General features: G+C 42.1%; 29 protein-coding genes. 13 read left to right on the forward strand and 16 right to left on the reverse strand.

The features are described 5' to 3' along the window. The first annotated feature begins 5 nt into the window (after nucleotides 1-5). The gene (locus ACY3LV_RS09000) at nucleotides 6-1880 is read left to right on the forward strand and encodes a transglycosylase domain-containing protein (RefSeq protein WP_333560768.1); all 1875 of its coding nucleotides are present in this window, start codon (nucleotides 6-8) and stop codon (nucleotides 1878-1880) included. A 20-nt stretch (nucleotides 1881-1900) separates the two neighbouring features. After that, a complete protein-coding gene (locus ACY3LV_RS09005; protein WP_333560769.1) occupies nucleotides 1901-2314 on the forward strand; it encodes a thiol-disulfide oxidoreductase DCC family protein in 414 nt (137 codons plus the stop codon). Nucleotides 2315-2331: 17 nt separating this feature from the next. On the opposite strand, the gene ACY3LV_RS09010 is transcribed toward ACY3LV_RS09005, so the two are convergent. Continuing rightward, nucleotides 2332-2889 carry a YufK family protein gene (locus tag ACY3LV_RS09010; RefSeq protein WP_464863659.1) on the reverse strand — a complete coding sequence of 186 codons (558 nt, stop codon included), beginning with the start codon at nucleotides 2887-2889 and terminating at the stop codon, nucleotides 2332-2334. A 177-nt stretch (nucleotides 2890-3066) separates the two neighbouring features. Here ACY3LV_RS09010 and maeL point away from each other — a divergent pair, with 177 nt between their 5' ends. The 3 genes from maeL (at nucleotide 3067) to maeN (ending at nucleotide 7014) form a co-directional block, all read left to right on the forward strand. Beyond that, nucleotides 3067-4668, forward strand: a complete 1602-nt coding sequence (gene maeL, locus ACY3LV_RS09015) for a two-component system sensor histidine kinase MaeL (RefSeq protein WP_148963953.1) — start codon at nucleotides 3067-3069, stop codon at nucleotides 4666-4668. After that, a complete protein-coding gene (gene maeM, locus ACY3LV_RS09020) occupies nucleotides 4661-5368 on the forward strand; it encodes a two-component system response regulator MaeM (protein ID WP_087993397.1) in 708 nt (235 codons plus the stop codon). The genes maeL and maeM overlap by 8 nt, the downstream gene beginning before the upstream one ends. A 299-nt stretch (nucleotides 5369-5667) precedes the next feature. After that, nucleotides 5668-7014, forward strand: coding sequence for a sodium/malate symporter MaeN (gene maeN, locus ACY3LV_RS09025; protein WP_464863660.1), 1347 nt, complete (start codon nucleotides 5668-5670; stop codon nucleotides 7012-7014). A gap of 239 nt (nucleotides 7015-7253) precedes the next feature. Here maeN and ACY3LV_RS09030 read toward each other — a convergent pair whose 3' ends face one another. Beyond that, nucleotides 7254-7469 carry a hypothetical protein gene (locus tag ACY3LV_RS09030; RefSeq protein WP_148963955.1) on the reverse strand — a complete coding sequence of 72 codons (216 nt, stop codon included), beginning with the start codon at nucleotides 7467-7469 and terminating at the stop codon, nucleotides 7254-7256. Between the two features lie 230 nt (nucleotides 7470-7699). On the opposite strand from ACY3LV_RS09030, the gene ACY3LV_RS09035 reads away from it, so the two are divergent. The 7 genes from ACY3LV_RS09035 to mnhG are packed head-to-tail and all read left to right on the forward strand — an operon-like array spanning nucleotide 7700 to nucleotide 13468. Beyond that, complete coding sequence (locus tag ACY3LV_RS09035) at nucleotides 7700-10105, forward strand: Na+/H+ antiporter subunit A (protein WP_087993400.1); 2406 nt, start codon at nucleotides 7700-7702, stop codon at nucleotides 10103-10105. After that, on the forward strand, nucleotides 10098-10529 hold the full coding sequence (locus ACY3LV_RS09040) for a Na(+)/H(+) antiporter subunit B (RefSeq protein WP_148963957.1): 432 nt from the start codon (nucleotides 10098-10100) through the stop codon (nucleotides 10527-10529). Before ACY3LV_RS09035 ends, ACY3LV_RS09040 begins: the two co-directional genes overlap by 8 nt. Next, nucleotides 10529-10870: a Na(+)/H(+) antiporter subunit C gene (locus ACY3LV_RS09045; RefSeq protein WP_010329900.1), complete on the forward strand. Its 342-nt coding sequence runs from the start codon at nucleotides 10529-10531 to the stop codon at nucleotides 10868-10870. The genes ACY3LV_RS09040 and ACY3LV_RS09045 overlap by 1 nt, the downstream gene beginning before the upstream one ends. Next, the gene (locus ACY3LV_RS09050; RefSeq protein WP_333560773.1) at nucleotides 10863-12344 is read left to right on the forward strand and encodes a Na+/H+ antiporter subunit D; all 1482 of its coding nucleotides are present in this window, start codon (nucleotides 10863-10865) and stop codon (nucleotides 12342-12344) included. The genes ACY3LV_RS09045 and ACY3LV_RS09050 overlap by 8 nt, the downstream gene beginning before the upstream one ends. 5 nt (nucleotides 12345-12349) lie before the next feature. Then, nucleotides 12350-12826, forward strand: a complete 477-nt coding sequence (locus tag ACY3LV_RS09055) for a Na+/H+ antiporter subunit E (protein WP_333560774.1) — start codon at nucleotides 12350-12352, stop codon at nucleotides 12824-12826. Then, nucleotides 12826-13110: a Na(+)/H(+) antiporter subunit F1 gene (locus ACY3LV_RS09060; protein WP_289347984.1), complete on the forward strand. Its 285-nt coding sequence runs from the start codon at nucleotides 12826-12828 to the stop codon at nucleotides 13108-13110. Before ACY3LV_RS09055 ends, ACY3LV_RS09060 begins: the two co-directional genes overlap by 1 nt. Continuing rightward, complete coding sequence (gene mnhG, locus ACY3LV_RS09065) at nucleotides 13094-13468, forward strand: monovalent cation/H(+) antiporter subunit G (RefSeq protein WP_087993405.1); 375 nt, start codon at nucleotides 13094-13096, stop codon at nucleotides 13466-13468. The genes ACY3LV_RS09060 and mnhG overlap by 17 nt, the downstream gene beginning before the upstream one ends. A 38-nt stretch (nucleotides 13469-13506) precedes the next feature. Here mnhG and ACY3LV_RS09070 read toward each other — a convergent pair whose 3' ends face one another. The 7 genes from ACY3LV_RS09070 to ACY3LV_RS09100 form a co-directional block, all read right to left on the reverse strand. Then, nucleotides 13507-13887 carry a hotdog fold thioesterase gene (locus ACY3LV_RS09070; protein ID WP_253268529.1) on the reverse strand — a complete coding sequence of 127 codons (381 nt, stop codon included), beginning with the start codon at nucleotides 13885-13887 and terminating at the stop codon, nucleotides 13507-13509. 18 nt (nucleotides 13888-13905) lie between these two features. Beyond that, nucleotides 13906-14550 carry a two-component system response regulator ComA gene (gene comA, locus ACY3LV_RS09075; RefSeq protein ID WP_202328144.1) on the reverse strand — a complete coding sequence of 215 codons (645 nt, stop codon included), beginning with the start codon at nucleotides 14548-14550 and terminating at the stop codon, nucleotides 13906-13908. An 80-nt stretch (nucleotides 14551-14630) separates the two neighbouring features. Further along, the gene (locus tag ACY3LV_RS09080) at nucleotides 14631-16949 is read right to left on the reverse strand and encodes a histidine kinase (protein ID WP_333560775.1); all 2319 of its coding nucleotides are present in this window, start codon (nucleotides 16947-16949) and stop codon (nucleotides 14631-14633) included. A gap of 19 nt (nucleotides 16950-16968) precedes the next feature. Continuing rightward, the gene (gene comX, locus ACY3LV_RS09085) at nucleotides 16969-17145 is read right to left on the reverse strand and encodes a competence pheromone ComX (protein ID WP_333560776.1); all 177 of its coding nucleotides are present in this window, start codon (nucleotides 17143-17145) and stop codon (nucleotides 16969-16971) included. A gap of 14 nt (nucleotides 17146-17159) precedes the next feature. After that, a complete protein-coding gene (locus ACY3LV_RS09090) occupies nucleotides 17160-18053 on the reverse strand; it encodes a polyprenyl synthetase family protein (protein WP_333560777.1) in 894 nt (297 codons plus the stop codon). Between the two features lie 130 nt (nucleotides 18054-18183). Beyond that, a complete protein-coding gene (gene degQ / locus ACY3LV_RS09095) occupies nucleotides 18184-18324 on the reverse strand; it encodes a degradation enzyme regulation protein DegQ (RefSeq protein ID WP_003220708.1) in 141 nt (46 codons plus the stop codon). A 289-nt stretch (nucleotides 18325-18613) separates the two neighbouring features. Beyond that, nucleotides 18614-18751 (reverse strand): hypothetical protein, encoded by a 138-nt coding sequence (locus ACY3LV_RS09100; RefSeq protein ID WP_176365307.1) that lies wholly within the window; start codon nucleotides 18749-18751, stop codon nucleotides 18614-18616. A 32-nt stretch (nucleotides 18752-18783) separates the two neighbouring features. Here ACY3LV_RS09100 and ACY3LV_RS09105 point away from each other — a divergent pair, with 32 nt between their 5' ends. Then, nucleotides 18784-19149, forward strand: coding sequence for a YuzC family spore coat inner layer protein (locus ACY3LV_RS09105; protein ID WP_087993278.1), 366 nt, complete (start codon nucleotides 18784-18786; stop codon nucleotides 19147-19149). Here the strand turns inward: ACY3LV_RS09105 and pdeH are convergent. The 7 genes from pdeH to ACY3LV_RS09140 form a co-directional block, all read right to left on the reverse strand. Continuing rightward, nucleotides 19128-20357, reverse strand: a complete 1230-nt coding sequence (pdeH, locus tag ACY3LV_RS09110; RefSeq protein ID WP_087993279.1) for a cyclic di-GMP phosphodiesterase — start codon at nucleotides 20355-20357, stop codon at nucleotides 19128-19130. The two genes, ACY3LV_RS09105 and pdeH, sit on opposite strands and share 22 nt — an antisense overlap. 136 nt (nucleotides 20358-20493) lie before the next feature. Next, nucleotides 20494-21966: a nicotinate phosphoribosyltransferase gene (locus ACY3LV_RS09115; RefSeq protein WP_148963969.1), complete on the reverse strand. Its 1473-nt coding sequence runs from the start codon at nucleotides 21964-21966 to the stop codon at nucleotides 20494-20496. A gap of 15 nt (nucleotides 21967-21981) precedes the next feature. After that, a complete protein-coding gene (locus ACY3LV_RS09120; protein ID WP_087993281.1) occupies nucleotides 21982-22533 on the reverse strand; it encodes a cysteine hydrolase family protein in 552 nt (183 codons plus the stop codon). Between the two features lie 96 nt (nucleotides 22534-22629). Continuing rightward, on the reverse strand, nucleotides 22630-23028 hold the full coding sequence (locus ACY3LV_RS09125; protein ID WP_333560780.1) for a DUF1694 domain-containing protein: 399 nt from the start codon (nucleotides 23026-23028) through the stop codon (nucleotides 22630-22632). Nucleotides 23029-23099: 71 nt separating this feature from the next. Beyond that, nucleotides 23100-23348, reverse strand: a complete 249-nt coding sequence (locus ACY3LV_RS09130; protein ID WP_333518528.1) for a YueH family protein — start codon at nucleotides 23346-23348, stop codon at nucleotides 23100-23102. A 72-nt stretch (nucleotides 23349-23420) separates the two neighbouring features. After that, nucleotides 23421-23642, reverse strand: coding sequence for a spore germination protein (locus tag ACY3LV_RS09135; RefSeq protein ID WP_087993284.1), 222 nt, complete (start codon nucleotides 23640-23642; stop codon nucleotides 23421-23423). A 59-nt stretch (nucleotides 23643-23701) separates the two neighbouring features. Then, nucleotides 23702-24811, reverse strand: a complete 1110-nt coding sequence (locus ACY3LV_RS09140) for an AI-2E family transporter (RefSeq protein WP_148963972.1) — start codon at nucleotides 24809-24811, stop codon at nucleotides 23702-23704. Nucleotides 24812-24902 lie beyond the last annotated feature (91 nt).

The raw sequence follows: 24902 nt of genomic DNA on the forward strand, positions 1-24902 counted from the left end.
AGAGAGTGACCATGTTACGAAAAATAGTCGGATGGATTTTGCTCCTTTGCATAATCCCATTGTTTGCATTTACAGTTATCGCTTCCGGAAAAGAAGTAAAACAAATGAAGTCCCTGGATCAGGTGCTTGATAAAAATATTAATCTGAAAGATATCAGCCTCGTTCAGAACAGCTACATGTATGACAGGGACGGCTCCCTTGTCTCGGAAATTGTCAGCGATCATGAAAACCGCGTGCTCGTTCCATTTGACAAGATTCCCGAGGAAGTCAAACAGATTTTCTTAACGTCTGAGGACCGGCATTTTTACGAGCATAAAGGCTTTGACTTTATGGGGATGGTGCGGGCAACCGCTTCTAATGTAAAAGACAAGAAAATTGACCAAGGCGCCAGCACCATCACGCAGCAGCTTTCAAGAAACTTGTATTTGAGCCACGAACGCTCCTTCAGCCGTAAGCTGACTGAGCTCGCGTATTCCTATCAGCTAGAGAAAAAGTATACGAAAAATGAAATACTTGAAGCTTACTTAAATACCATTTATTTCAACAATGGGGTTTACGGCGTCGGTTCAGCGGCTGAATTCTATTTCAGCAAACCGCTGAAATCTCTCACAGTAGGTGAAATGGCTTTTATCTGCTCTATACCTAATAACCCTACATTATATGATCCTCTCAAGCATTTTGACTACACGAAAAGCCGTCAAGAACGTTTGCTTAAAGGGTTAAAAGATGCCGGGGTCATTACGGATAAAGAGCTGAAAAAAGCCGTCAAACAAAAAATCAAACTGGATGTTGAAAAGAGAGAAGACAAATATCCGGACTACGTTTCCTACGTCAGTGATGAATTCACCCAGCTAGTGTCTGAATCAGAAGGCTTTGATAAACGGCTTCAAAAAGCGTCAGGGAAACAAAAAGAAAAGATAGAAAACGAGCTCTCCGCAAAAGTCAGTACACTGATGAAAGACGGCGTAAAAATTTATACCGCACTTGATCCATACATGCAAAATCAAGTGGTGGCACAAATGAATTCCAAACTCCCGTATGCGGACGTCCAGGGCGGAGCGGCTGTGATTAATCACCAGACGCATCAAATCATCGCTCTATCCGGCGGGAAAAACTATCAAAAATATGATTTTAACCGCGCCTACCAGGCATACAGACAGCCGGGTTCATCCATTAAGCCGCTGCTTGATTACGGGCCTTATATTGAACAGACCGGCGCGACAGCAAGCAGCACCATCGATGCCAGCAAGTTTTGCAGCAGAGATTATTGTCCGCAAAACTACAATAACCGCACGTACGGCACAGTAACAATCGATACTGCGTTTAAAAATTCATATAATACACCGGCCATCAGAATGCTGGATCGTGTGGGCATCCAAAAAGCATTCAGTTATGTCGAGCCGTATCATTTCGCCAAACTTGTCGACAGCGACTACCTTCTTCCGGCGGCGCTTGGCGGGTTTACAAACGGCATGACGCCTCTTGAGATGACAAGGGCGTATACGACATTCGGCAACAGCGGAAGCTATACGCCGAGCCATGCGATTACAAAGGTGACAGACTTAAAAGGAAAAACGCTTTATAAATGGAATGAGAAACCGACTCAAATATTCAGCGTTCGCACGAATATGCAGCTGAAGAAACTGATGAATTCTGTTGTGAAAAGCGGGACAGGGAAAAAAGCATATTTTAAAGCGCCTTACATTGGCGGTAAAACGGGAACATCAAATGATTATCACGATATGTGGTTCGTCGGCCTGACAGATACGTACACAATGGGTGTCTGGGTCGGAAAGGATACACCGAGCAGCGTTGAATATCTTCACAGCATCAGTCCTCAGCTTTCCATCTGGAAAGGAACGCTGCAAGCGGCTTATTAAAGGATCGGAGGGGATCTGGCGTGACATTAGAACAAATTCCAAATCGCGTTTTGCTGTTTGACGGCGTGTGCAATTTATGCAATGGCGCCGTGCAATTTATCATTAAACGTGATCCAGACGGATTGATTTCTTTTACATCGCTGCAGTCGGAAACAGGACAGAGCCTGCTGAAAAAAAGCGGGCTCCCGACTGATCAGTTTGACAGCTTTGTCTTTATTGAAGACGGCCAAGTGTACACAAAATCAACTGCAGCCATCAAGGTTCTCAGACATCTGCGGGGCCCATGGCGGCTCTTCGTCCTGTTTTTCGCAGTGCCGAAGCCTGTCAGAGATATGATCTATTCTTTCATTGCCAAAAACCGCTATAAGTGGTTTGGCAAAAAAAATGAATGTATGCTCCCCTCCCCTTCTATTAAAAAAAGATTTTTACCATAAACGAAAAAATGGCTAGCTTACACAGGTAAGCTAGCCATTATGCTATTATAAAGCTTGATAAATATGAACAGAATACCGATAACAAAGGTAAACCAAAACAGCAGTTCCAATAGAATGAATCCGACTAATGACATGAGAGAAAGCGTTGGATAAATCCGGTATACGATAAAAACAAAGTAAACAAGCGTAACGACCACAAACCAGATGACAATCCAGATGACATTTTGCAAGAGCACAAAGGATAAAATCCCGCCGCCTAAATAAACCATGGAACCCATTCTGATTGTTTTCAGGTTGTTCCCTTCCGGATCATTAGCAAAAAACAGCAATGACAGTTCGGTCACGGTATTCGCAATTAATTTCAGAGCGGACAGAACCATAAAATATAAAAGTGCAAAGGCAGCAAATAACGCAAGCCTGATCCCTTTCTCTGAAAAATAGTCGAGCATTCCATCATACATTCCGAAAGAAGACAGCAGCTTCAACGTGTAAAGTGAAGTGGAAATCGATAAAGACGAACTAAAAAGCAGGATCGCAATCAGCGGAAAGTATCCTGTCAAATAAGTATTTTTCATATAAAAAAGTCCCTTTCTATAATCTACCTCATTTATTATGGAGGACTTAAAACGCATTGACAAGATAAATTATTCCATTTTTTCTCCTTTTTACGAATTAAGATCCCAAATCTTCACAAAGCAGCATTTTGAGGGTAAAGTAGTACGCAGGAATCATAAAACGTAAGGAAGTTTTATATGAAAAAAACATTAAAATTGCAAACCAGACTCACCATATTTGTTTGTATCGTTGTGTTAATCGCACTGCTCATTACATTTTTCACAGTTGGTGCCCAAACCACCCAACGGATTAGAGATGAAGAAAAAACCACAGCGCTGCAGACTGCTGAAATGGTGGCCGAAGCGCCGATTACAGCCGTATCTTTGGAGAGCGGAGAAAACCAGAAGGAACTGCAAAGCTACACAAAACGGGTTCAGAACATCACCGGCACGGAATTTGTTGTCGTCATGGATATGAACGGCATTCGCAAAACCCATCCTGACACGAGCAAAATCGGAAAAAAATTCATGGGCGGGGATGAATCCGAAGCATTAAAAGGACATGTTCATATCAGCACGGCCTCTGGCACGCTCGGGAAATCACAGAGGGCATTCGTCCCTGTCTACTCGGGGAATGGAAAACAAGTCGGTGCAGTCGCGGTCGGCATCACCGTAAATGAAATTGATGAAGTGATCAGCCACAGCTTACGTCCGCTCTACTTTATTATCTGCGTCAGCATTTTCGTCGGTGTGATCGGAGCTGTTATCGTTGCCCGTACGGTGAAAAATATCATGTACGGTCTTGAACCTTATGAAATTGCGACTCTTCTCGAAGAACGGAGTGCGATGCTGGAATCGACGAAGGAAGGAATACTCGCTGTCGATGAACACGGCAAAATTAAACTTGCCAATGCGGAAGCAAAGCGCCTATTCGTGAAAATGGGCATCAACACAAATCCTTTCGATCAGGATGTCAATGACATTCTGCCGAAAAGCCGCCTGAAAAAGGTCATTGAGACAAAAAAACCTCTTCAAGACAGAGACATCCGCATTAACGGACTGGAGCTTGTGTTTAATGAAGTTCCCATCCAGCTGAAAGGACAAACCGTCGGAGCGATTGCGACATTCCGGGACAAAACCGAGGTAAAACACTTAGCTGAACAGCTTTCCGGTGTTAAAATGTATGCAAACGCACTAAGAGCGCAGTCTCATGAATTTATGAACAAACTGCATGTCATATTAGGTCTCGTCCAGCTGAAAGAGTACGACGATCTTGAAGATTATATTAAAGATATTGCCATTCAGCAAAAGTCAGAAACAAGCGAAATTATAAATGATATCAAAAGCTCCGTGCTGGCCGGTTTTCTGCTCGGAAAACAGAGCTTCATACGGGAGCAGGGCGCAAATCTTGATATTGAATGCAGCGGAGTCATCCCGAACGCGGCAGACCCTTCAGTCATTCATGAACTCATTACAATCATCGGAAATCTCATCAACAACGGGCTGGACGCCGTTGCCAATATGCCGAAAAAACAAATCACCATGTCCATGCGTTTTCATAACAGCATACTGGACATTGAAATTACCGATACAGGAGCAGGCATGTCTGAAGAAGATCAAGCCAAAGTGTTTGAACAAGGCTATTCAACAAAGGGCAAGAACCGGGGATTCGGCCTTTCTTTCACACAGCAAAGCATCGAAAATTTAAAGGGCCAAATGATTCTCACAAGCGAAAAGAATGAAGGAACGACATTCAGTCTTCGCGTCCCGTACGAACCGAAGGAGGAAAATCATGATTAATGTACTAATAGTTGAAGATGACCCCATGGTGGGTGAATTAAATAAACGATACTTAAGCCAAATAGAAGGCTTTCAGCTGAAAGGCATCGCCTCTTCCTTTCAAAGCGCTCTGCATATTTTAGGAGAGCATCACATCGACCTCATTTTGCTCGATATTTATATGCCGGGTAAAAACGGGCTGGAACTGCTAACGGAACTGAGAGCACAAAATGAAGCAGTTGACGTGATTGTGATCTCGGCGGCCAGCGAGCTTGACGTGATCAAGAAAACACTTCGTTACGGCGCTGTCGATTATTTAATCAAACCGTTTGAATTTGAACGTTTCCAAACAGCCCTGTCTGATTACAGGCGGAAACAAAAGGTTTATTCAACCCATCGCAACATGAGCCAAAAAGAACTGGACGCCGAGCTTTTTCAAAAGAAAGAAGCAACAGAAAAAGTACAGCTTCCTAAAGGCCTGACAAAAAGCACGCTGAATCTGATTTGGTCCAGTATCCAATCATTTGAAAATGAATCTTTTACGACAGAAGACTTAGCAAAGCATACAGAAATCTCTCAAGTATCCATACGAAAATACTTGAAATTTCTTGAAGATATACAGGTTCTGAATGTAGAAATGGCGTACGGAACAATCGGAAGACCTGTGTTTCAGTACAACGTCAACACAGGAAACTTTAACGGAATTAAGCAATATCTATAAGAAAACGCACTGTTCACTCTGGAGCGCCGTTAACTAAACAGTTATAAAAGCAACGGCTCACTCTAAAGACATATCTATGACTCTGATCTCTTAACAATTCTCGCTTGGCTAATGCCGGGCGTGCCTCGCATAAAAGGAAAACGATAAAACATGCTCCCTGGGAAGAGGCTTCTCAGGGATTTTTTCTGATCCAAACGTCCTCATTAATTTAATTGTTTATCAGTTTTTTAACTTAAAAAAATATGAAGTGTTAACGCTTTCTTGTAGACTGTAACAAACAATACATGGGGGTGTATGACATGGGAGCAATTCCAAAATCAGGGGTAAATTCACCTGAGCAAAAAGACCTACAGGAGAAAAACCTGTTTCAAAAAATATGGACTTGGGAAATCGGTGTGATTCCTTTGCCATTATACACAGTATTAGCTGTTATTATTATTCTTTCAGCGTATTACAATGAGCTGCCCGCAAATATGCTTGGCGGGTTTGCCATCATCATGATTCTGGGTGTGTTTCTTGGAGACATCGGCCAGCGCATTCCGATATTGAAGGATATTGGCGGCCCTGCCATTTTATCTTTGTTTGTCCCTTCATTTTTAGTCTTTTACAATGTGCTGAATCCAACATCTTTAGACGCTGTAACCAATTTGATGAAAACGTCTAACTTCCTTTATTTCTATATCGCTTGTCTTGTTGTAGGAAGCATTCTTGGAATGAACAGAACTGTTTTAATACAAGGTTTTATCAGAATGTTCGTTCCACTGGTTGCGGGAACGATCGCGGCGGTTACAGCCGGTATTCTTGTCGGATTTATCTTTGGCTACAGCGCCTATGATTCCTTTTTCTTTGTCGTTGTTCCGATTATTGCCGGGGGAATAGGTGAAGGCATTTTGCCGCTCTCGATCGCCTATTCACAAATACTCGGTTCATCCGCTGATGTGTATGTGTCTCAGCTGGTTCCCGCCGCTATTATCGGAAACGTTTTTGCGATCATCTGCGCAGCTTTAATGAAAAAGCTCGGCGAAAAACGTCCAGATCTAAATGGAAACGGACGGCTTGTCAAATCTAAAAAAGCAAATGAGATTTTCAATCAAAAAGAAGCCGAGGCAAAAATTGATTTTAAACTGATGGGAGCCGGCGTTCTGCTCGCGTGTACATTCTTTATTTTCGGCGGGTTATTAGAGAAATTTATTTTCATCCCGGGCGCGATCTTAATGATTATTTCAGCGGCGGCTGTCAAGTATGCGAATATTCTTCCGAAAAAAATGGAGGATGGCGCCTACCAGCTTTATAAATTTGTTTCGTCCAGCTTTACATGGCCGCTGATGGTCGGTCTCGGGATCCTCTTTATTCCGTTAGATGACGTGGCGGCTGTGATTTCTATTCCGTTTGTCATCATATGTATTTCAGTTGTTGTCGCAATGATTGCTTCTGGATATTTTGTGGGCAAGCTGATGAACATGTACCCGGTTGAATCCGCAATCGTTACCTGCTGCCACAGCGGTCTCGGCGGAACGGGTGATGTTGCGATTTTATCAGCGTCAGGAAGAATGGGCCTTATGCCGTTCGCCCAAATTTCCACCCGTCTCGGCGGTGCAGGCACAGTCATTTGCGCGACAGTTCTGCTTCGTTTTTTCACTTCATAAACAGAGAAAGAGTCCCGTTCTATGCGGAACTGTCAGCGTGTCGACAAACCCTCGCATTCGTTGTCAGGCCTGCGCGTCGGTGCTCACGAATTCCAACATTCGCTGTGCTCCGATGCTCGTCCTTTCTGGACTTCAAGGGTTTTCAATCACGCTGAAAAGATGACAAAGTCCTAAAACGAAAACCGTTTTGGGACTTTGTCAACAATCTGAGAGTTCCGTTCTATGCGGAACTCTTTTTTTTATCTGTTCACAATCCGAATATACTCTCGGGGAGCAAACGGCATATCCTTTGATTCCATCTCACTCATTCTGGCTGACAGGTGGTGCTCCAGTAAATACAGCTCCCACTCATCACTAGCCGCCGTACCGCTGCGCCCGTCATATTGATTTAAAATGAATGCACCCGCAAATACTGTGCAGAATAAACCCGAACATATCAAAACCTTTCTCTTCACATGACCAGCTCCTTACATTCAGCTTGAGCAGGAATGATTTTAAATATACAAATCGGTTTATTTTTGTTAGACTTATTTTAAGGTCAGAAGAACTCATAAAATCCTATTTTGCAGTTCGAAGCATGGCGGCTTGCAGAAAAGTGCGATATAATTTGGACTAGGTCGTTTGACCGTATATTGATACATAGCGCATTTTTTAAATTGAGAACAAGAAAAAGGAGGTCTTATCTTTGCAGCTCTTACATTTTGCTATTTTATCGCCTTTTTTATTTGCTCTTTTCATTCCCATCTTGGCAAAATACGCAAAAAGAGTGCACACGGGCTGGTTTGTGTTGATCCTGCCCGTCTTGCTGTTTATATACTTTCTCCCAATGATCAGGATGACACAATCGGGAGAAACATTGCGGTCGGTATTGGAGTGGATTCCTTCACTTGGCATTAATTTCACCGTTTATATAGACGGACTCGGATTGTTATTCGCCTTGCTGATCACAGGCATCGGCTCTTTGGTCACTCTTTACAGCATTTTTTATTTATCAAAAGAAAAAGAACAGCTTGGGCCCTTTTATGTCTATTTATTGATGTTCATGGGCGCTATGCTTGGTGTCGTTCTTGTAGACAATGTCATGGTTCTCTATATGTTTTGGGAGCTTACCAGCCTTTCATCCTTTTTGCTGATCGGCTATTGGTATAAGCGTGAAAAGTCGCGCTACGGCGCAGCCAAATCACTTTTGATTACGGTCAGCGGCGGGCTGTGCATGCTCGGCGGATTTATTCTCCTCTATCTGATAACGGATTCCTTCAGTATTAGAGAGATGATCCATCAAGTTCAATTAATTGCCGGCCACGACTTGTTTATTCCGGCGATGATTCTCATTTTATTAGGGGCATTTACGAAATCCGCGCAATTCCCTTTTTATATCTGGCTGCCTGACGCAATGGAAGCTCCGACGCCTGTCAGCGCTTATCTTCATTCAGCTACGATGGTGAAAGCCGGCATTTATATCATTGCGAGGTTCAGTCCTATTTTCGCCTTTTCAGCTCAATGGTTTTGGATCGTTTCCCTCGTCGGGCTCATTACGATGGTCTGGAGTTCTTTCCAAGCCGTGAAACAAACCGATTTAAAATCGATTTTGGCGTTTTCAACCGTCAGCCAGCTCGGCATGATCATCTCCATGCTTGGTGCCAGTGCCGCGGCTCTTCATTACGGCCATACAGAATATTATACAGTTGCCGCCATGGCTGCCATTTTCCATTTAATCAACCATGCTACCTTTAAAGGAAGCTTGTTTATGGCAGTCGGCATTATCGATCACGAAACAGGCACACGGGATATCCGGAAGCTCGGCGGCTTGATGGCGATTATGCCGATTACATTTACCATTTCCTTAATCGGGACATTTTCAATGGCCGGCCTTCCGCCGTTTAACGGATTTTTGAGTAAAGAAATGTTTTTCACAAGCATGCTTCGCGTGACACATTTCGATCTGTTCAACGTGCAAACATGGGGCATTCTATTCCCTGTTCTCGCCTGGGTCGGAAGCGTCTTTACATTTATCTACAGCATGAAATTGCTGTTTAAAACGTTCAGGGGAAAATACCAGCCTGAGCAGCTTAAAAAACAGGCTCACGAAGCGCCTGCGGGCATGCTCGTAGCACCTGTCATTCTTGCCGCTTTGGTTGTCAGTCTCTTCTTTTTCCCGAATATATTGTCGTACAGCTTGATTGAACCGGCGATGAACTCAATCTATCCGACGCTTCTGGACAGCCACGAGAAATTCCATGTGCACATTACACAATGGCATGGGCCGACAACAGAATTGAAAATGACAGCCGGCATCATTATTCTCGGCATCCTTGGATATGTGACATTGAATAAGTGGAAAGGATTCTATAAGCTGTTTCCTTCGAAACTGACACTCAACCGGTTATACGATAAGCTTCTGGCCGTCATGGAAAAAGGCTCTTACCGAGTCACTAGACAATATATGACCGGGTTTTTAAGGGATTATTTGCTGTATATCTTCGCTGGTTTCATCATTCTGATGGGCGGAGCTATGATGATCAAAGGCGGATTTTCGTTTACAACAGAAGGCATGGCTGAAATCGGCGGATACGAAATGATTCTGACGCTTGTCATGATCAGCGCCACAGCGGCGACTGTTTTTGCCCGTTCAAGATTGACAGCTATTATCTCTCTTGGTGTGGTCGGGTATACGCTCGCATTGTTTTTTGTGATTTTCAGAGCGCCGGACTTAGCATTGACTCAGCTTGTCATTGAAACCATTTCTGTGGCACTGTTCCTGCTTTGTTTCTACCATCTGCCGCAATTGAGGCTGAAAAGGAAAACAAGAACGTTCCGATTGACGAACTTTATCATTGCTTTAGGAGTCGGCATTATCGTTACCCTGCTTGGCATCGCATCTTCAAGCCAGCGGACAAAAGACAGCATTTCATCCTTCTTCTTAAAACACAGCCATGATCTCGGCGGAGGGGATAATGTTGTCAACGTCATCCTCGTTGATTTCAGGGGCTTTGATACAATGTTTGAAATAACGGTGCTGGCCGTTGCCGCTCTCGGCATCTACAGCATGATTAAAACAAAAGTAAAAGAGGAGGGGAGAAGCGGTGAATGAACAAAAAACAAATGACTTAATTCTTCAAACCGTGACAAAACTTGTATCCTTTATCATTTTGCTTTTCTCTTTCTATTTATTTTTATCAGGGCATAACGCGCCTGGAGGAGGCTTTGTCGGCGGGCTGATCACGTCCGCTTCCATCGTTCTGTTGCTCCTGGCATATGATTTAAAAACCGTCCGTGCGATTTTGCCGGTTAATTTCATTTACGTGGCAGGAGCCGGGCTTCTGCTCGCTGTATTAACCGGCGTTGGTTCCTTTGTATTCGGGGCTCCATTTTTAAGCCATACATTCGGGCACTTTCATCTGCTGATATTTGGAGAAACGGAGCTCGCCACGGCGACGATATTTGATTTAGGGGTTTATCTTGTTGTCGTAGGCATTACGATGACCATTATTCAAACGATTGGAGAGGAAGAATAATGGAAATCTTGATGTCTGTTTTAGCCGGTATTATCTTTATGGCTGCCACGTATTTACTGCTTTCGAAAAGCCTGCTTCGCGTTATTATCGGAACAGCACTTTTGAGCCATGGCGTTCATTTAATGCTTTTGACTATGGGAGGATTAAAGGAAGGCGCCGCTCCGATTTTAAGCAAGCATGTCAAATCATTTGTCGATCCGCTTCCGCAAGCCCTGATTTTGACAGCCATTGTCATTTCATTTGGCGTTACATCATTCCTTCTCGTCATGGCCTTCCGCGCTTATCAGGAATTGAAAACGGACGATATGGATCAAATGAGGGGAAATGATCAACATGAATAATTTTGTTATTTTGCCAATCCTGATCCCGCTCCTGTCGGCCATTCTGCTGATTTTCATGACGAAGAATCTTATGCTCATGCGGATCTTCAGCACTGCGGCATCGGCAATCGGGATTGTGATCAGTTGCATACTCGTACAGACTGTCTTTACAAATGGCATCCAGACACTCAGTTTGGGCGGCTGGAAAGCGCCGTACGGCATTGTGCTGGCCGCAGACCAGTTCGCCAGCCTGCTCGTTCTCACAACAGCGGTCGTCGGTTTATTGGTTGTCCTTTATTCCTTCCGTTCTGTCGGTGAAAAACGGGAGCGTTCCTTTTACTACTCCGGTGTTCAGTTTTTGCTTGCCGGTGTCAGCGGAGCGTTTTTAACAGGCGATTTATTTAACATGTACGTATTTTTTGAGCTTCTGCTTATCGCTTCCTATATGCTGATCGTATTAGGCGGCACAAAAATTCAGCTGCGGGAGTCCCTTAAATATATTGTGTTTAATATCGTATCGTCTGCCCTGTTTGTCATTGGCGTCGGCTATTTATACGCTGTAACCGGAACGTTAAACATGGCTGATCTAAGTGTGAAAATCAGCGAGTCAGGACAAACCGGGCTGATCACTGTAATTGGTGTCCTGCTGCTTTTAGTATTCGGCATGAAGGGCGGAATCTTCCCCCTCTACTTTTGGCTTCCAGGCTCTTATTACGCGCCTCCGGCGGCAATCTCCGCGTTGTTCGGCGCTTTGCTGACAAAAGTCGGTTTATATGCGATTACTAGGGTTTTCACATTAATTTTTATTCACGACGCAGCCTTTACCCATCAGCTGATGATTTGGCTGGCGGCGCTGACTGTGATTTTCGGTGTTATCGGTTCACTCGCTTATGCGGATGTCATGAAAATTGTGATCTACAACATTATTACAGCTGTCGGCGTGATTTTGTTCGGTGTGGCAGTCCATACCCCCGCATCCATTCAAGGCGCGATTTATTATCTGATTCACGATATGCTGATTAAAGGCGCTTTATTTATGCTGGCGGGCACGCTGATTGCGTTGACTGGAACAGCGAGCCTGCACAAAATGGGCGGGCTGATCAAACGTTATCCACTTCTTGGATGGATGTTTTTCATTTCAGCGATTTCTCTCGCGGGCATCCCGCCTCTCAGCGGATTTGTCGGTAAATTAAAAATTGCGGAGGGCGGTTTCGCAGAAGGTGAATTTACGATTTCCATGCTGATTCTGCTTTCGAGTCTGCTCGTACTGTACTCTGTACTGAGGATCTTTATGCATGCGTTTTGGGGCGAAGAAAAAGAAACACCGAAACCAAATCATAAAACAGCTAAAGGACTTCTTTATCCGGCAGCTATTTTTCTCTTACTGTCTCTTCTCTTCGGGTTGGGTACAGAGTGGGTGTCACCTTACGTTGATCAAGCGGCCGAGACGTTGCTGAATCCGGAAAAATATATTGAAGCTGTTTTGAAGGAGTAGATCGCATGGCATTTCAAATTTTATTAAATGTGTTTCTCGCTTTTTGCTGGATGTTCTTGAGCAATAGTCCAAGCGCCGCAGGATTTATCACAGGCTATATTCTGGGAATGCTCTCTCTGTTTTTCTTCCGGCGCTTTTTTACTCGCCAGTTTTATCTATGGAAAATGATTTCTATCATCAAACTCTTTTTGATTTTTTTAAAGGAACTGTACCTTGCCAACGTCAGTGTATTGAAATCCATTTTATCGCCAAAAATGAATATCAAACCGGGCATTTTCGCTTTTAAGACTGAACTGACGAAGGATTGGGAAATTACCCTGCTTTCCCTGCTCATTACATTAACGCCCGGAACCTTGGTGATGGATATTTCCGATGACCAGACAATACTTTATATTCATGCGATGGATATTGAGGATGCGGAAAAAGCCATTTTTGATATTCGTGAGTCATTTGAAAAAGCCATACAGGAGGTGAGCCGCTGATGTTTACGCTGATCCTGCAACTCGCGCTCGGCATTATGGCAGTGTCTACCTTTTTGTATGTCATTCGTGTCATTAAAGGGCCGACTGTGCCTGACCGGGTAGTGGCTCTAGATGCAATCGGCATCAATCTGATTGCGATCACGGCGCTTGTCTCCATTTTGCTGAAAACAAATGCATTTCTGGATATTATTTTGCTGCTGGGCATTTTAGCATTTATCGGAACCATTGCATTTTCCAAATTCCTGGAGAAAGGAGAGATTATCGAAAATGATCGAAATCGCTAAGGTCGTTGTGGCTGTATTCATTTTGCTTGGCGCTCTTGTATGCCTTGTTGCTTCATTTGGGATACTTCGCCTTCCCGATGTGTTTACACGCTCTCATGCTGCATCTAAAGGCTCAACGTTGGGCGTCAATATGATTCTGCTCGGTGTCTTCTTCTATTTGTGGTTTGTGACGGGGAACATTTCCGCTAAAATCCTGCTCGGGATTCTGTTTATCTTTATTACGTCGCCTGTCGGGGGACACTTGATCTGCCGTGCCGCGTACAACTCCGGCGTCAAGCTTGATAAGAGAAGTGTACAGGATGACTACAACGGAATCAGAAACTTTGTGATTAAACGAAAAGAGGATTCTTACTTATAAAAATAAGCAGCCGGACAGGCAGAGTTCCGGCTGTTTTTTTATTTCTTGATGACAGCCAGCGTGCATCTGGATATACAGATCAGCCTTTCTTGCTCGTCATAAATGTGAATTTGATAGACAATCGTCGTTCTGCCTGTATGAACCGGCTCGGCTACCGCCTTTACCGTTCCTTCCTTGACGGGTTTCAAATGATTGGCGTTAATCTCCAAACCGACACAAGCTTGTGTTGTGTGATCAATCAGATTTTGCGCACCTGCGCTCGCCGCGGTCTCTGCCAGCGCCACTGAAGCGCCTCCATGCAAATAGCCGAACGGCTGCACCGTCCGATGATCCACCGGCATGACCGCAACGCATCGTTCCGCTGTGTTTTCAACAATCTTAATTCCAAGCGCTTCAAGCAATGTGTGTTTCGTGTCCATCCTATACAACTCCCTTATTTAAAGTACACCGTCTGATTTCGCAATCAAAACCGCTTCCGTTCGGGAACCGACATTCAGCTTATTGAAAATCGATGTCAAACTGTATTCAATGGACCGCTTGCTCAAATGAAGCGCATCTGCGATTTCTTGGTTTGTAAACCCCTTTTCAACTTCTTGAAGAATCAGGCATTCTCTAGGTGTGAGCACATCTTGTTCTTTTTGAGAGGAAGGAGCCGGCTTTGTTTTTTGCTGAGTCATCAGCTGTTTAAAGTAAGCAAAATCGACTAAAATTTCTCCGTTGAGTACGTGGTATATGTATTGGGTGATCTTTTCTTTAGATTCCGTTTTGCTGATGGCACCGTGCAGACCCGCACGAATCGCTTCCTCAAAATAATCCTCAACCTCGTAACCGGTATACACGATAATTTTACAATGAGGATTCTCTTGTAAAATCTGTTTAGAAAGCTCCATCCCATTGATCTCGCCGCCTAAATTCAGATCCATTAAAATGAGATCATATGACGAGAAATCATGCTGTTTGATAAACTGTTCGCTCGGTTCAGGACTGAGACAATCAACAGACAGATTCGAATCCGTTTCCAAAATTGTCTTGGTGCCTTCCATGACAGCCGGATGGTCATCAATCACTAGTATCTTTTTCATGTTTTCCTCCCTTTTACTCACTCTTTTCCATTTTATAAAAAAGACTTGGCTTGTGCCAAGTCGTTTCCGTTATAAAACCATTACAATTCGATTTCAATATCAGCCTTAAAGCCCTTTCCTTCACTTGTTTCAATCCGAAGGCGTCCATCTAAAGCCCTGACTCTCTCTTTAATGCCGGAAAGCCCCATACTCATGGAATGCTCATTATTTTTCTCTTGATCAAATCCTACACCATCGTCCTCATAATGAAGAACGATCTTGTTTTGAATACTGATGAGCATAATCAGCACATCCGTCGCCTGAGAGTGCTTGACCGCATTAGACAGAAACTCTTGAATGATCCGGTACAAATTCAGCTGCGAATCCAAATCAAGCGAAGCCGTAAATCTGCCGGTATTTAAACGGATATGAAACGGAACCCGTTCCTGCTGCTGCGCCACCAGCTTGGACAGCGCCTTCACAAGCCCAAGATCATACAGAAGCTGCGGCCGCAGCTCATGACACGTCTCCCTCGTCATCGAAATCACATCAGACATCTGCTCATTCATCTGTACAAGCTTGTCCTGCACATCTTCCCGGCACGGACTATCATCCTTCTTAAAATCAGCCAAAAACAGCTCACACTGACGTTTTAATGAAATCAAATCCTGTAGAACCGAGTCGTGGAGATCGCGGGCGAGATCAGAGCGTTGTTTTTCTTCGATGGTGTACATGAGTTTTTTGAGCCAAACTGGGTTGGCATCTTCCCTTTTTAAAGCTTGTAAATGGTTCATAAGTTCTTCAATTTGCACTACATTTTCCATGGATACACTTGTATAAAATGATAATGTTTTCAGCCAAGAAATTTCATCTCTTGTCAACCTTGGTGTATTGATGCTAGATAAACAAAGCAATACATAAGAACTTGTACCTTTTTCCCCTACTTTGATCAAAAAGCCTTGATTAACCTCAATAATCTTTCCTATTTCTTTAGTGACCTTTTCAAATTCTGTTTTATATAGCCTCCAGTTAGGTTCAACACTCTGTTTGTCAAAGTATATGATTTCTCTATCTGCACCAACTTCAAAGATGTAGGCTTTACTTACGGGTAGAACTTCTAGTATTGTTGTCTTTAAGTTCTTAAATACCTGATCCAAAGCTGATACGCCTTTAATTAATTGCGTATATTTAAAAATACTGTCTTGATAATTATATTTTTCCGAAAATCGTTTTAACCGAAATTTATAGTCTAACAGTTCTTTAATATAAAAGACTGCCAGAAAAGTGATGAACGTACATAACGTAATTAAGATGATATTAAAATCCGCTCTTTTGCTATCAAATATAATTGACAACCAAACTATGCCTATTGTTGGAATGATGGACAATAAACTATAATATCTAATTCTGCCTAGGATAAAGTCTATATCATAAATTTTATTTACAACGAATTGATAAACCAATGCTAATGGGATAATTATTAAGAACGGCGCAGTCACTATCGCTGAATAAATATATTGCCCAAATAAAACTTCCGGCATGATATATAAGACTGTAAAAGGAAAGAAGGCTACCGTATTTGAAATCAATAATACTTTCAACAAATAGTAATGATCCCTTTTTCTATAAATGATCCCATAATAAATAATACAAAAATAAACAACCGTAATCTCGATTAAGAATGTTACTAAATTTATATTACTAATATTCGTCATAATTCCTGAGGGAAGATATTTCTGAGTGAACACTAATAATACATTGATAATCGGCAACATGTATAACGTATTCACGATATAACGTGATGAAAACTTGATCCTTAATTCTTTGAAATATTGATACAGAAAATGCAAATACAAAACAGGTACATTTAAAAAGGTAAAAAGATTAATATATCTATTTACTTCATACCCTCTAGTTACGCCTCCAGCACTTAAATATGCTATGGATATAAACAGCAAAAAATTAATCAAAATATAAGCCGAGTAAGTATTTTTTACTCGATTGACCCTATAAATATAAAATGTACATAACAGACTCAATGCAAAAAATATACAAGGAATAATATAAATGAAAAAGCTATAAGAATTATTTAAAGAGATATACTCCGTATTCTGTAAATGAATTTCATGGTTACCCCTTTTAACTTTTAAATGCTCAGCTTTAGCTAAATAATTTCTTTTTATATTTTCGCTTGTAGGTTTCTTCCCACTTACTTCGAGTATTAAGTCTCCTTCTTTCAAGCCCATATATTGTCCATATGTGGATTTAGTCAGCTTTTCAACTTTCAGCTCATGGTTGTCTGTTTCAGAAACATAAGTACCAACTAAAATCCCATTCTGAGTGAAATAAACAATATAAGCAAAATATAAGAAACTAAATAATATTAGCACTATAGAAAAATTTCTTTTAAAGTTTTTCAATAGACCACTTCTCTCTGAATTACTGCTCCCAGAAAATTCCCTTACATTTCTTTGAGAGAGTCATTTCTCTGTTGAAAATATCCAAAAGTGAAGGTATAAGTTTATTTGGTATCCCAATTAAACTTGCCTCTCCATTTTCTAATTTAGTTAAAACTTGAGGATTTTTCATTAAGTAATTAATCATGTCTTGTTTCATCGGTATACCCCTTTTTATAATTTTATATTTAAGTTTAATTGATTCATACTTGCTTTAATATCTTCCTCATAAAGCTTAATCAACATAGATACATATTGATTAAGCCCGGCTTCAAATAATAATTCATCAAATTTAGAGCTATCAGAAATAAGACTATGATAACTTGTTTGGGAATTCATTAGTTTTAATATCTTTACTGAAGCCTCATTAAATTTGCGGTTTAAAAATAAATAAATTAAAGTCTTTCTTTTCTTTCTAATATCGCTACGTTGATCATTAACTAAACCATAATAATCATTTTCCAATTGCTTTATTATTCCTATTTTATAAGCATAATCCTCAATAGTTTGATTAAACTCTCCATTTGCAAGCATAGCAGCTAAAACTGCAGACATAGCTGTAAGAGAACCTGACTTTTGTTTCATCATTTTAATGCATTCTTCTTCCGTCTCAGGAGAGTTCCTTAAATCATCATGTTGCCCCTGCATAGCATTTAAAGCATATTTTAAGGTGAGCCGATGAAATTTAGCACTATCGCTAATAGAACAAATGGTTTCTAGCCCTAAGGTATAAAGGGTAGTTGCAGCATTCAGAGATAGAGAAGGATCTATTGCCATCCATTCTTTTTCAATGTTGTCCTCATCCTCTAAATCATCAAATATATCGAAAGCTAAGATTAAAAGCTCAATTCCTCCAGCTAACGTTAAAATATGCAAATACTGATTACCGCTTAAAGCTACGTAATGCTTAAAAGCAAGAGAACCAAAAGAAAAATGATTTTTTTCATCGATAAAGTTGATTAGATACTCTTTTAAATCCGAATTTCGAATTTTTTCGTGTACAATCTCCTGCATCTTTTTTTTAATGGAATTTTCATCTAAACACATTTCCTTACTAATGTTCTTCACCCTCCCATTCTATTTTACTAAATAGACCATTTAAAAGACAGCAGGTTTTTCGTTTTTTAACAATCATATAATACTTTATCCTTTATTTGTATATGTAGAACGAAAAAAAAGACTTGTTTCCAAGTCTTTTTCACGAAATTTTCATTGCATAATTGTATTTATCGAGCTGATCAATGCTTTTGTTAATGTTTCGTAATGAATCTGTCGTTTCTTTAATATCAAGTTCGAGTCGGAATAACAATTGTTTTACTTCTTCAAGTTTCTTTTCCATCGTTTCCACACTCCTTTTTTTGAAAGATCAATGAATTGTGTATGGTGAACGAGTCCTAGGTATTTGATCTGTTACTAATAGTGTATCTGCTTTCAGGTTATTTTTCACCGAAAAGTATGCAAAAAAGTCCTGCGTGACACCGCAAATATCAATAGGTCTTTATGCTCTAATGAATCACAACGAGAACGGGACTTTATTTCTATGTGAAGGAGCGTATATTTCTGCTGGAATTGAGAAAGATTCTTACTTCCCTTGATTTGAACGCATTTCGCATTTTAACTAAGTAAGACTATAGTCCTCCGTACTGTATTTTCAAAATTGAATACGCGATTCTTGCCGTATCCTGACCGACAAACACCGAAAAGACCGCAACACTAAAGTTGTGGCCTTTCGCTTTGTCATATTCGGCGATTAGAAATCTATACATATAGAAACATCCCTTTTGAGTGAGGTGCTCCCATGAAATATCACTATCCTTGGTTTTACGCCTATCCTTATGAGATACGCCGCCCGCCTGCTCCTGACGGCAATACAGATACCTTTATCCGTTCAGCGAAGCAGGCCGCAGGAATGTTCGCGGATGCCCAGCTCGTTCTCAGCCGCATTGCGGGCTCGCGGGAGCTCTCACGCCGCATCCTGACCGCAGCCGAGCAGTCAGATAAACAATCTGTAAAGCGCCTGATCAAACAAATGGGCGTCCGGCATGAAGTGGATGCGGTCTTTAATCCCGACGGCATTTACATCAGCCTTATCGGGACGCAAAGCCGAATGATTCTTGCTTTGCGGTGGTCAGAAGACCGCAATCATTTTGCGTCCATCAGATGATGACACCACTCCAGAGCCTCAAGATAACACTCATACGCTTCTTCTTTATCCAGTTCTTTGCCTAATTCTGTATGAGTGTCCCAGTTGTTGCTTTCAATACATTTCACAAGCTCAAGCATGTGGTAGTAGTCGTTTTGATGGCCTAATAACGCTTTTCCGACTTCATCTTTTAAAGGCAATTCTTGAATAATCTCTTCTATTTCTCTATGCAGCAGAGTGTCTATGAGAGAAAACATTCCGATCAGCATATAAGAAGCAGGCTGCGGCCGGGCTGTTTTTCTCGCCAGCAGTTCACAAAGCTTTGCTCTCATCAAAGAAATCTTAATGATTTCGTGCTTGCTGGAATGCCCTTTTCTGCTTAAATCCTTAAAGGAAAGAATGTATATCCACCGTTTGATTTCATTAAATCCCAGCAGCATAATAGCCTGCTGAATGCTTTCAATTTTCTGGCTCAAACGGCTGTGGGATGAGTTTAAAAATTTTAAGATTTGATAGGACAATGATAAATCCCGCTCTATGTACTCTGTCACACGCTTTATGTTAGGCTGCTCTTTGCTCAATTCGTTAAGCAGTTCATAGTATGAATAGAAATGAGTCGACAAATCATGCCCGCTGATGATGCGCGGCTCGCTGAAAAAATAACCCTGAAATAATTGAAAGCCGTCTTGGGCGGCCTGTTTATATTCTTTTCTGGTCTCAACTTTTTCCGCTAAAAAGATCAAGCCTCTGCAGCCGTAGGTTTGCAAAATTTTTCTGCGTTCCATTCGGGTTGTTTTAAGAAAATCAATTTTCAATATATCAATATAGCTCATGAGCTTTTCCAGTAAGTCTTCATTTTGCGGGTTTATTGCATAAAAATCATCGAGCGCCAGCATATACCCCATTTTTTTCAGTTCTTTGCATCTTGAGATGAGGGCCGGCGTGATCGGTATATCTTCAAGGATTTCAATGACAAGCTGCTTCGGATTAAAGGAGGTGGGAAGATTCGAAAACATCAGGCTTTCCGTAAAATTAACAAAACAGCGTTTCCCTTCCGTCAGCTTCTCAATTCCGATGTTTAAAAAGCTGTTAATCACCAAATCTGCTGTTGCCTGATCGCCGTCTTTAGCGCTATAGACATTCTCTTCGCTTTCTCTATACAGCAGTTCATAAGCAACAACCTGTTCTTTTCTATTAAAAATAGGCTGTCTTGCAACAAACACCCTCATTGATTTATCCCCCTTACACTACGCGCGGCGTTCACTCTTAAGTATATCAAATAATTTGACGAAAATTGTCTAAACATGAAAAATAATATATTCATAAAGAAAACTGGCCTCTTCGCGAACGAAAGGCCAGTTTTCTTTATTCTTCTTCAAGTTCTTCATCAAGTCTGCTTTTCACTTCGTGAATCCGTTGCATTTTATTGCTCCAGCAGTCCTCGCTTAAATCAACCGGATATTCTTCCGGCTTGCTGATTCTCTTATATTCCTCCCACAGCAGGCTGAGGTTATCCTGTACATACTGCTGTATGTCTGATATCTCAGGGTTTTGGTAGCAAAGAATACCCTTTTCAAAAATCAGCTCATGAAGATCCTTCGCATAAAAATTGGTGACAAATTTGCTGATGAATGTATGAACCGGGTGGAACATTCTGAGCCGCTTCTGATCATTCACCTGCTCATCATAAAGCGCAATATAGTCACCTTCAGAATGATGATTGGACTGATTGATAATACGGTACACTTTCTTTCTGCCCGGTGTCGTCACTTTTTCAGGATTGGAAGAAATTTTGATCGTATCGACCAGTTTCCCGTCTTCTTCAATGGCAACAAGCTTGTAAACCGCCCCGAGAGCCGGCTGGTCATAGGCTGTAATCAGCTTCGTACCGACACCCCAGACATCAATGCGCGCTCCCTGAGCCTTTAAATTCATAATGGTATGCTCATCCAAGTCACTTGACGCAATGACTTTCGCGTCTGTAAATCCTGCTTCATCGAGCATTTTCCGGGCTTTTTTTGACAGGTACGCCAAATCGCCGCTGTCAAGGCGGATGCCAATAAAGTTGATGCGGTCTCCGAATTCCTTGGCAACCTTAATCGCATTCGGCATGCCTGAACGAAGCGTGTCATACGTGTCTACTAAGAAGACGCAATCCTTATGCGTTTCCGCGTATTTTTTGAAAGCTGTATATTCATCGCGGTAGGCCTGCACAAGCGCATGCGCATGAGTGCCGGAAACCGGGATATTAAAGCGCTTTCCGGCTCTTACATTGCTTGTCGCGCTGAAGCCGCCGATTAAGGCTGCTCTCGCTCCCCACATGGCCGCATCCATTTCATGCGCCCGTCTTGTTCCAAATTCAAGCGCGACTTCATCGCCGATGACGCCTTTAATCCGGGCAGCCTTTGTTGCGATTAATGTTTGGTAGTTCACAATGTTGAGCAAAGCCGTTTCAATCAGCTGCGCTTCTACAAGGGGGGCTTCCACCCTCATAATTGGCTCATTGTTAAAAACGAGTTCTCCTTCTTTCATGGAATAAAGTGAACCTGTAAAAGTTAAACCGCGCAAATATTCAATAAAATCTTCATGATACCCGAGTTCTTCCTGTAAATAATTCAGGTCGCTATCCGTAAACTTGAAATTTTCCAAGTATTCGATGGCTTTTTCCAAGCCCGCAAATACCGCATAGCCATTTTCAAACGGAAGCCTTCTGAAAAAAAGCTCAAAAATCGCTTTCTTTTCATGAATGCCGTCCCTCCAGTAGGTTTCGGCCATATTGATTTGATAAAGGTCTGTATGTAATGACAGGCTGTCATCTTTAAATCCATACTCTAACACTGTTTTTCCCCTTCCTTACTCTGCCACTTGCGCTCCGATGCTGTTTGCAAAATGGGAAAGAGCCCATGTATGCCCCTCCTGATTAAAGCTGGCAACAGCCTGTTTATGCACAACAATCCGGAACCCTTTGTTGTATGCGTCAACCGCTGTATGCAACACACAAATATCTGTGCAGACGCCGGCAAGATGCAGTTCGCCAATCTGCCGCTCTCTGAGTTTAAGCTCTAAATCAGTACCCGCAAAAGCAGAATATCTCGTTTTTTCCATGTAGTATACGTTTGGTTCATGTTCATGTTTCTGATATAGAGGCAAAAGCTTTCCGTACAGATCTTTTCCATCCGTGCCTTTAATATTATGCGGAGGAAAAAGACGGGTTTCAGGGTGATATTGATCCCCTTCATGATGAGAATCTACTGCAAATACGGCGTAATCACCGTTTGTGATGAAGTCTTCAGTCAAATTGACGATCGCCTCTTCTATCATTCTGCCAGGCTCTCCGCAAGTCAATTTTCCGTCACTCGCCACAAAATCATTCGTATAATCTATACAAATAAGTGCTTTTTTCATAGCTGGCCTCCCCGCCATCAGTATGAGAACATTATATCTTATCTCCAGTTGTAAGGGAATTGCCATCAATAAAAAGACAAACGATCCGTTTGTCTCTTAAGATTTCAGCACTGACCGGTTAAAAATGTCGTCCTGAATATATATCAATTCACGGTTTACAGCGGTGTCAGCCGCAATGACAAGGCCTAGAGGCGTATGAAACTGAAGATCCGATACGATCTTGAAGTGCACTCCGTTCCGGTTCGCCATTTGGATATAAGGAGAGTAAGACTGATACTGAAGCTCTCCATTAATCAAAAGGGTGATGTTTTTGCTGCTTTTGAGCGCACGCTCCGCTTCTTCATACGGTTTGCTTCTGAGCACCTGTCCTTTCGTCAGTGCCAAAAGCGTTCTTTCCCTTAATGAGCCTAAAAACAAGTGGCGCTCGTCAGGCTTTGTTTCCAAGGGCCCATACATTCCTTGCTGCAAATAGAGATCCATTTTATCATCACTCAAAAGCTCGTCCTCCCGTCTTGTTTGTCTTCATTATCACCTGATCAGGCAGGAGCTAAACTTTCAAGGGCCGCTTACATTTCTGTTACCCAATGAATGATTTTTTTGGCCAGCTCACCTGCCGTATCTTTCTCTGTATGCCGGCGCAAAGAAGCTTCCAGCCGTTCAGGCAGAGCTGCTTTATCTTCTTCATAAGAAATGATCGTGCTCCACTCCAGCTGTGGAACCGCTACAAGCGTGCGCAGTTCTTTTCTGTTTTCATGCAGATACACGTCTGTGATCATTCCGGTTTGCGTATTGATATTCGCTTTTCTTATTTTCATAACATGACCTCTCTATTCAAAGACTACCCATATTATACAATAAAAAAGCAACAGCCTCCCCTGAAAAGGCTGTTACCCGTTAAACGAAACTGTTTCATCAATGATATCGGCATCTTTGAAGAGCGTTTTACTCGTTTGGTTATTGATGCTCACAAAATCACCGAGCTGAAACGCCCCCGAGCCCACGCCTGAGTGATCGACGCTTTTCGGCGAAATCGCAAACACATCTCCAAAACTGGCCGCCGCATCACCTGATATTGACATAATATAAATCGGACCTACAATCGCAGGCATTTCCCCACCTCCGCATTGATTTACAGCATCATATGCAAAGATGCGCAAATGGTGCCCGCCTATTCAGCGGGCTTCGCGTTTTCTTCAAGGCGTGACCGCTGGCGCAGTTTGATTAGGCGGACAATATTCAGGAAGAATGCCTTCACTACCGCGTACACCGGCACCGCTAAAATCATGCCGAGAATGCCGCCGAAGCTTCCCGCTCCGATCAACAGTAAAATAATCGTAAGCGGATGCGTATTGAGTCGCTTTCCGATCACGAGAGGAGACAGCAGGTTCCCGTCGAGCTGCTGAACGACGACCACCACAATAATCGCGAACAGCGCTTTGGCCGGCGAGTCCATAAAACCGACAATGACAGCCGGCGCAGCACCGAGAAAAGGCCCGACATAAGGAATGATGTTGGTAATCGCCATGACAATCCCAAGAATCAGGGCGTATGGCACACCGGCGATTAAGTAGCCGATAAAACACGCTGTTCCGACAAAAAGACAGATTAACAGCTGTCCCTGAAAATAAGCCGCAAGCGTATCGGATAAATCTTTAAAAATCTTTAAGCCTTCTGTCCGATAAGAAGCCGGAAGAATTTTCACTGCCAGGTGCGGAAAGCGGTGTCCGTCTTTCAGCATATAAAAAAGGATAAATGGAACAGTGATAATAACAAGCGTGATATTTGTCACGACGCCAAACACCGCAGATAAACTGGACGTAATATTTTGCGGCAGGTTTTGGAGAAAGCTTGTCAACGACTGTTCAATTTTTGATATTGATACATAATCCTGGTTCATCATCCAGGTAAACCATTGGGAATGGGACAAATCGTTTGTCAGCGACTGAATCTGTTTTATATAATCAGGAAGATTGTTAAACAGCCCGGTCACTTGCGACGTAATGACAGGTCCGACTGCCGCGGAAACGAAGGCCAGCAAACCGATAAATAGTAAATAGATCAATAGAATGGATAAGGTTCGCGGAATTTTTTTTTCAAGCAGGCGGACGACCGGATTAAAAATAAAATACAAAATTCCCGCTATCAGCATCGGGAAAAACAGTGTCGAGATAAAAACAATAAACGGCTGAAACACAAATGAAACCTTTGTTGCTACATAAATAATCAGCAAAACAAATAAAATCTGCAATGTCCAAAAATGGACTTTTGATTTCAACAAGCTTTGTTCCTCCTAGTTTTTCTTTGTTTGTCAGATAAAAGGGCTTATACCCATCATTGTAACAAAAATAAACTCATATCAGAACTCTTAA

It is taken from the genome of Bacillus sp. 11C (genome assembly GCF_055486375.1).

Excerpts from the sequence above, each read along its gene's own strand:
- pdeH (WP_087993279.1), bottom strand. The coding sequence starts at position 20,357 with ATGAGGGTGTTTGTTGCAAGACAGCCTATTTTTAATAGAAAAGAACAG.
- ACY3LV_RS09010 (WP_464863659.1), bottom strand. The coding sequence starts at position 2,889 with ATGAAAAATACTTATTTGACAGGATACTTTCCGCTGATTGCGATCCTG.
- ACY3LV_RS09100 (WP_176365307.1), bottom strand. The coding sequence starts at position 18,751 with ATGTATAGATTTCTAATCGCCGAATATGACAAAGCGAAAGGCCACAAC.
- comA (WP_202328144.1), bottom strand. The coding sequence starts at position 14,550 with ATGAAAAAGATACTAGTGATTGATGACCATCCGGCTGTCATGGAAGGC.
- ACY3LV_RS09120 (WP_087993281.1), bottom strand. The coding sequence starts at position 22,533 with ATGAAAAAAGCACTTATTTGTATAGATTATACGAATGATTTTGTGGCG.
- ACY3LV_RS09050 (WP_333560773.1), top strand. The coding sequence starts at position 10,863 with ATGAATAATTTTGTTATTTTGCCAATCCTGATCCCGCTCCTGTCGGCC.
- comX (WP_333560776.1), bottom strand. The coding sequence starts at position 17,145 with ATGAAACAAGACATGATTAATTACTTAATGAAAAATCCTCAAGTTTTA.
- ACY3LV_RS09060 (WP_289347984.1), top strand. The coding sequence starts at position 12,826 with ATGTTTACGCTGATCCTGCAACTCGCGCTCGGCATTATGGCAGTGTCT.
- maeL (WP_148963953.1), top strand. The coding sequence starts at position 3,067 with ATGAAAAAAACATTAAAATTGCAAACCAGACTCACCATATTTGTTTGT.
- maeM (WP_087993397.1), top strand. The coding sequence starts at position 4,661 with ATGATTAATGTACTAATAGTTGAAGATGACCCCATGGTGGGTGAATTA.
- ACY3LV_RS09045 (WP_010329900.1), top strand. The coding sequence starts at position 10,529 with ATGGAAATCTTGATGTCTGTTTTAGCCGGTATTATCTTTATGGCTGCC.
- mnhG (WP_087993405.1), top strand. The coding sequence starts at position 13,094 with ATGATCGAAATCGCTAAGGTCGTTGTGGCTGTATTCATTTTGCTTGGC.
- ACY3LV_RS09070 (WP_253268529.1), bottom strand. The coding sequence starts at position 13,887 with ATGGACACGAAACACACATTGCTTGAAGCGCTTGGAATTAAGATTGTT.
- ACY3LV_RS09130 (WP_333518528.1), bottom strand. The coding sequence starts at position 23,348 with ATGAAAATAAGAAAAGCGAATATCAATACGCAAACCGGAATGATCACA.
- maeN (WP_464863660.1), top strand. The coding sequence starts at position 5,668 with ATGGGAGCAATTCCAAAATCAGGGGTAAATTCACCTGAGCAAAAAGAC.
- ACY3LV_RS09105 (WP_087993278.1), top strand. The coding sequence starts at position 18,784 with ATGAAATATCACTATCCTTGGTTTTACGCCTATCCTTATGAGATACGC.
- ACY3LV_RS09135 (WP_087993284.1), bottom strand. The coding sequence starts at position 23,642 with ATGCCTGCGATTGTAGGTCCGATTTATATTATGTCAATATCAGGTGAT.
- ACY3LV_RS09055 (WP_333560774.1), top strand. The coding sequence starts at position 12,350 with ATGGCATTTCAAATTTTATTAAATGTGTTTCTCGCTTTTTGCTGGATG.
- degQ (WP_003220708.1), bottom strand. The coding sequence starts at position 18,324 with ATGGAAAAGAAACTTGAAGAAGTAAAACAATTGTTATTCCGACTCGAA.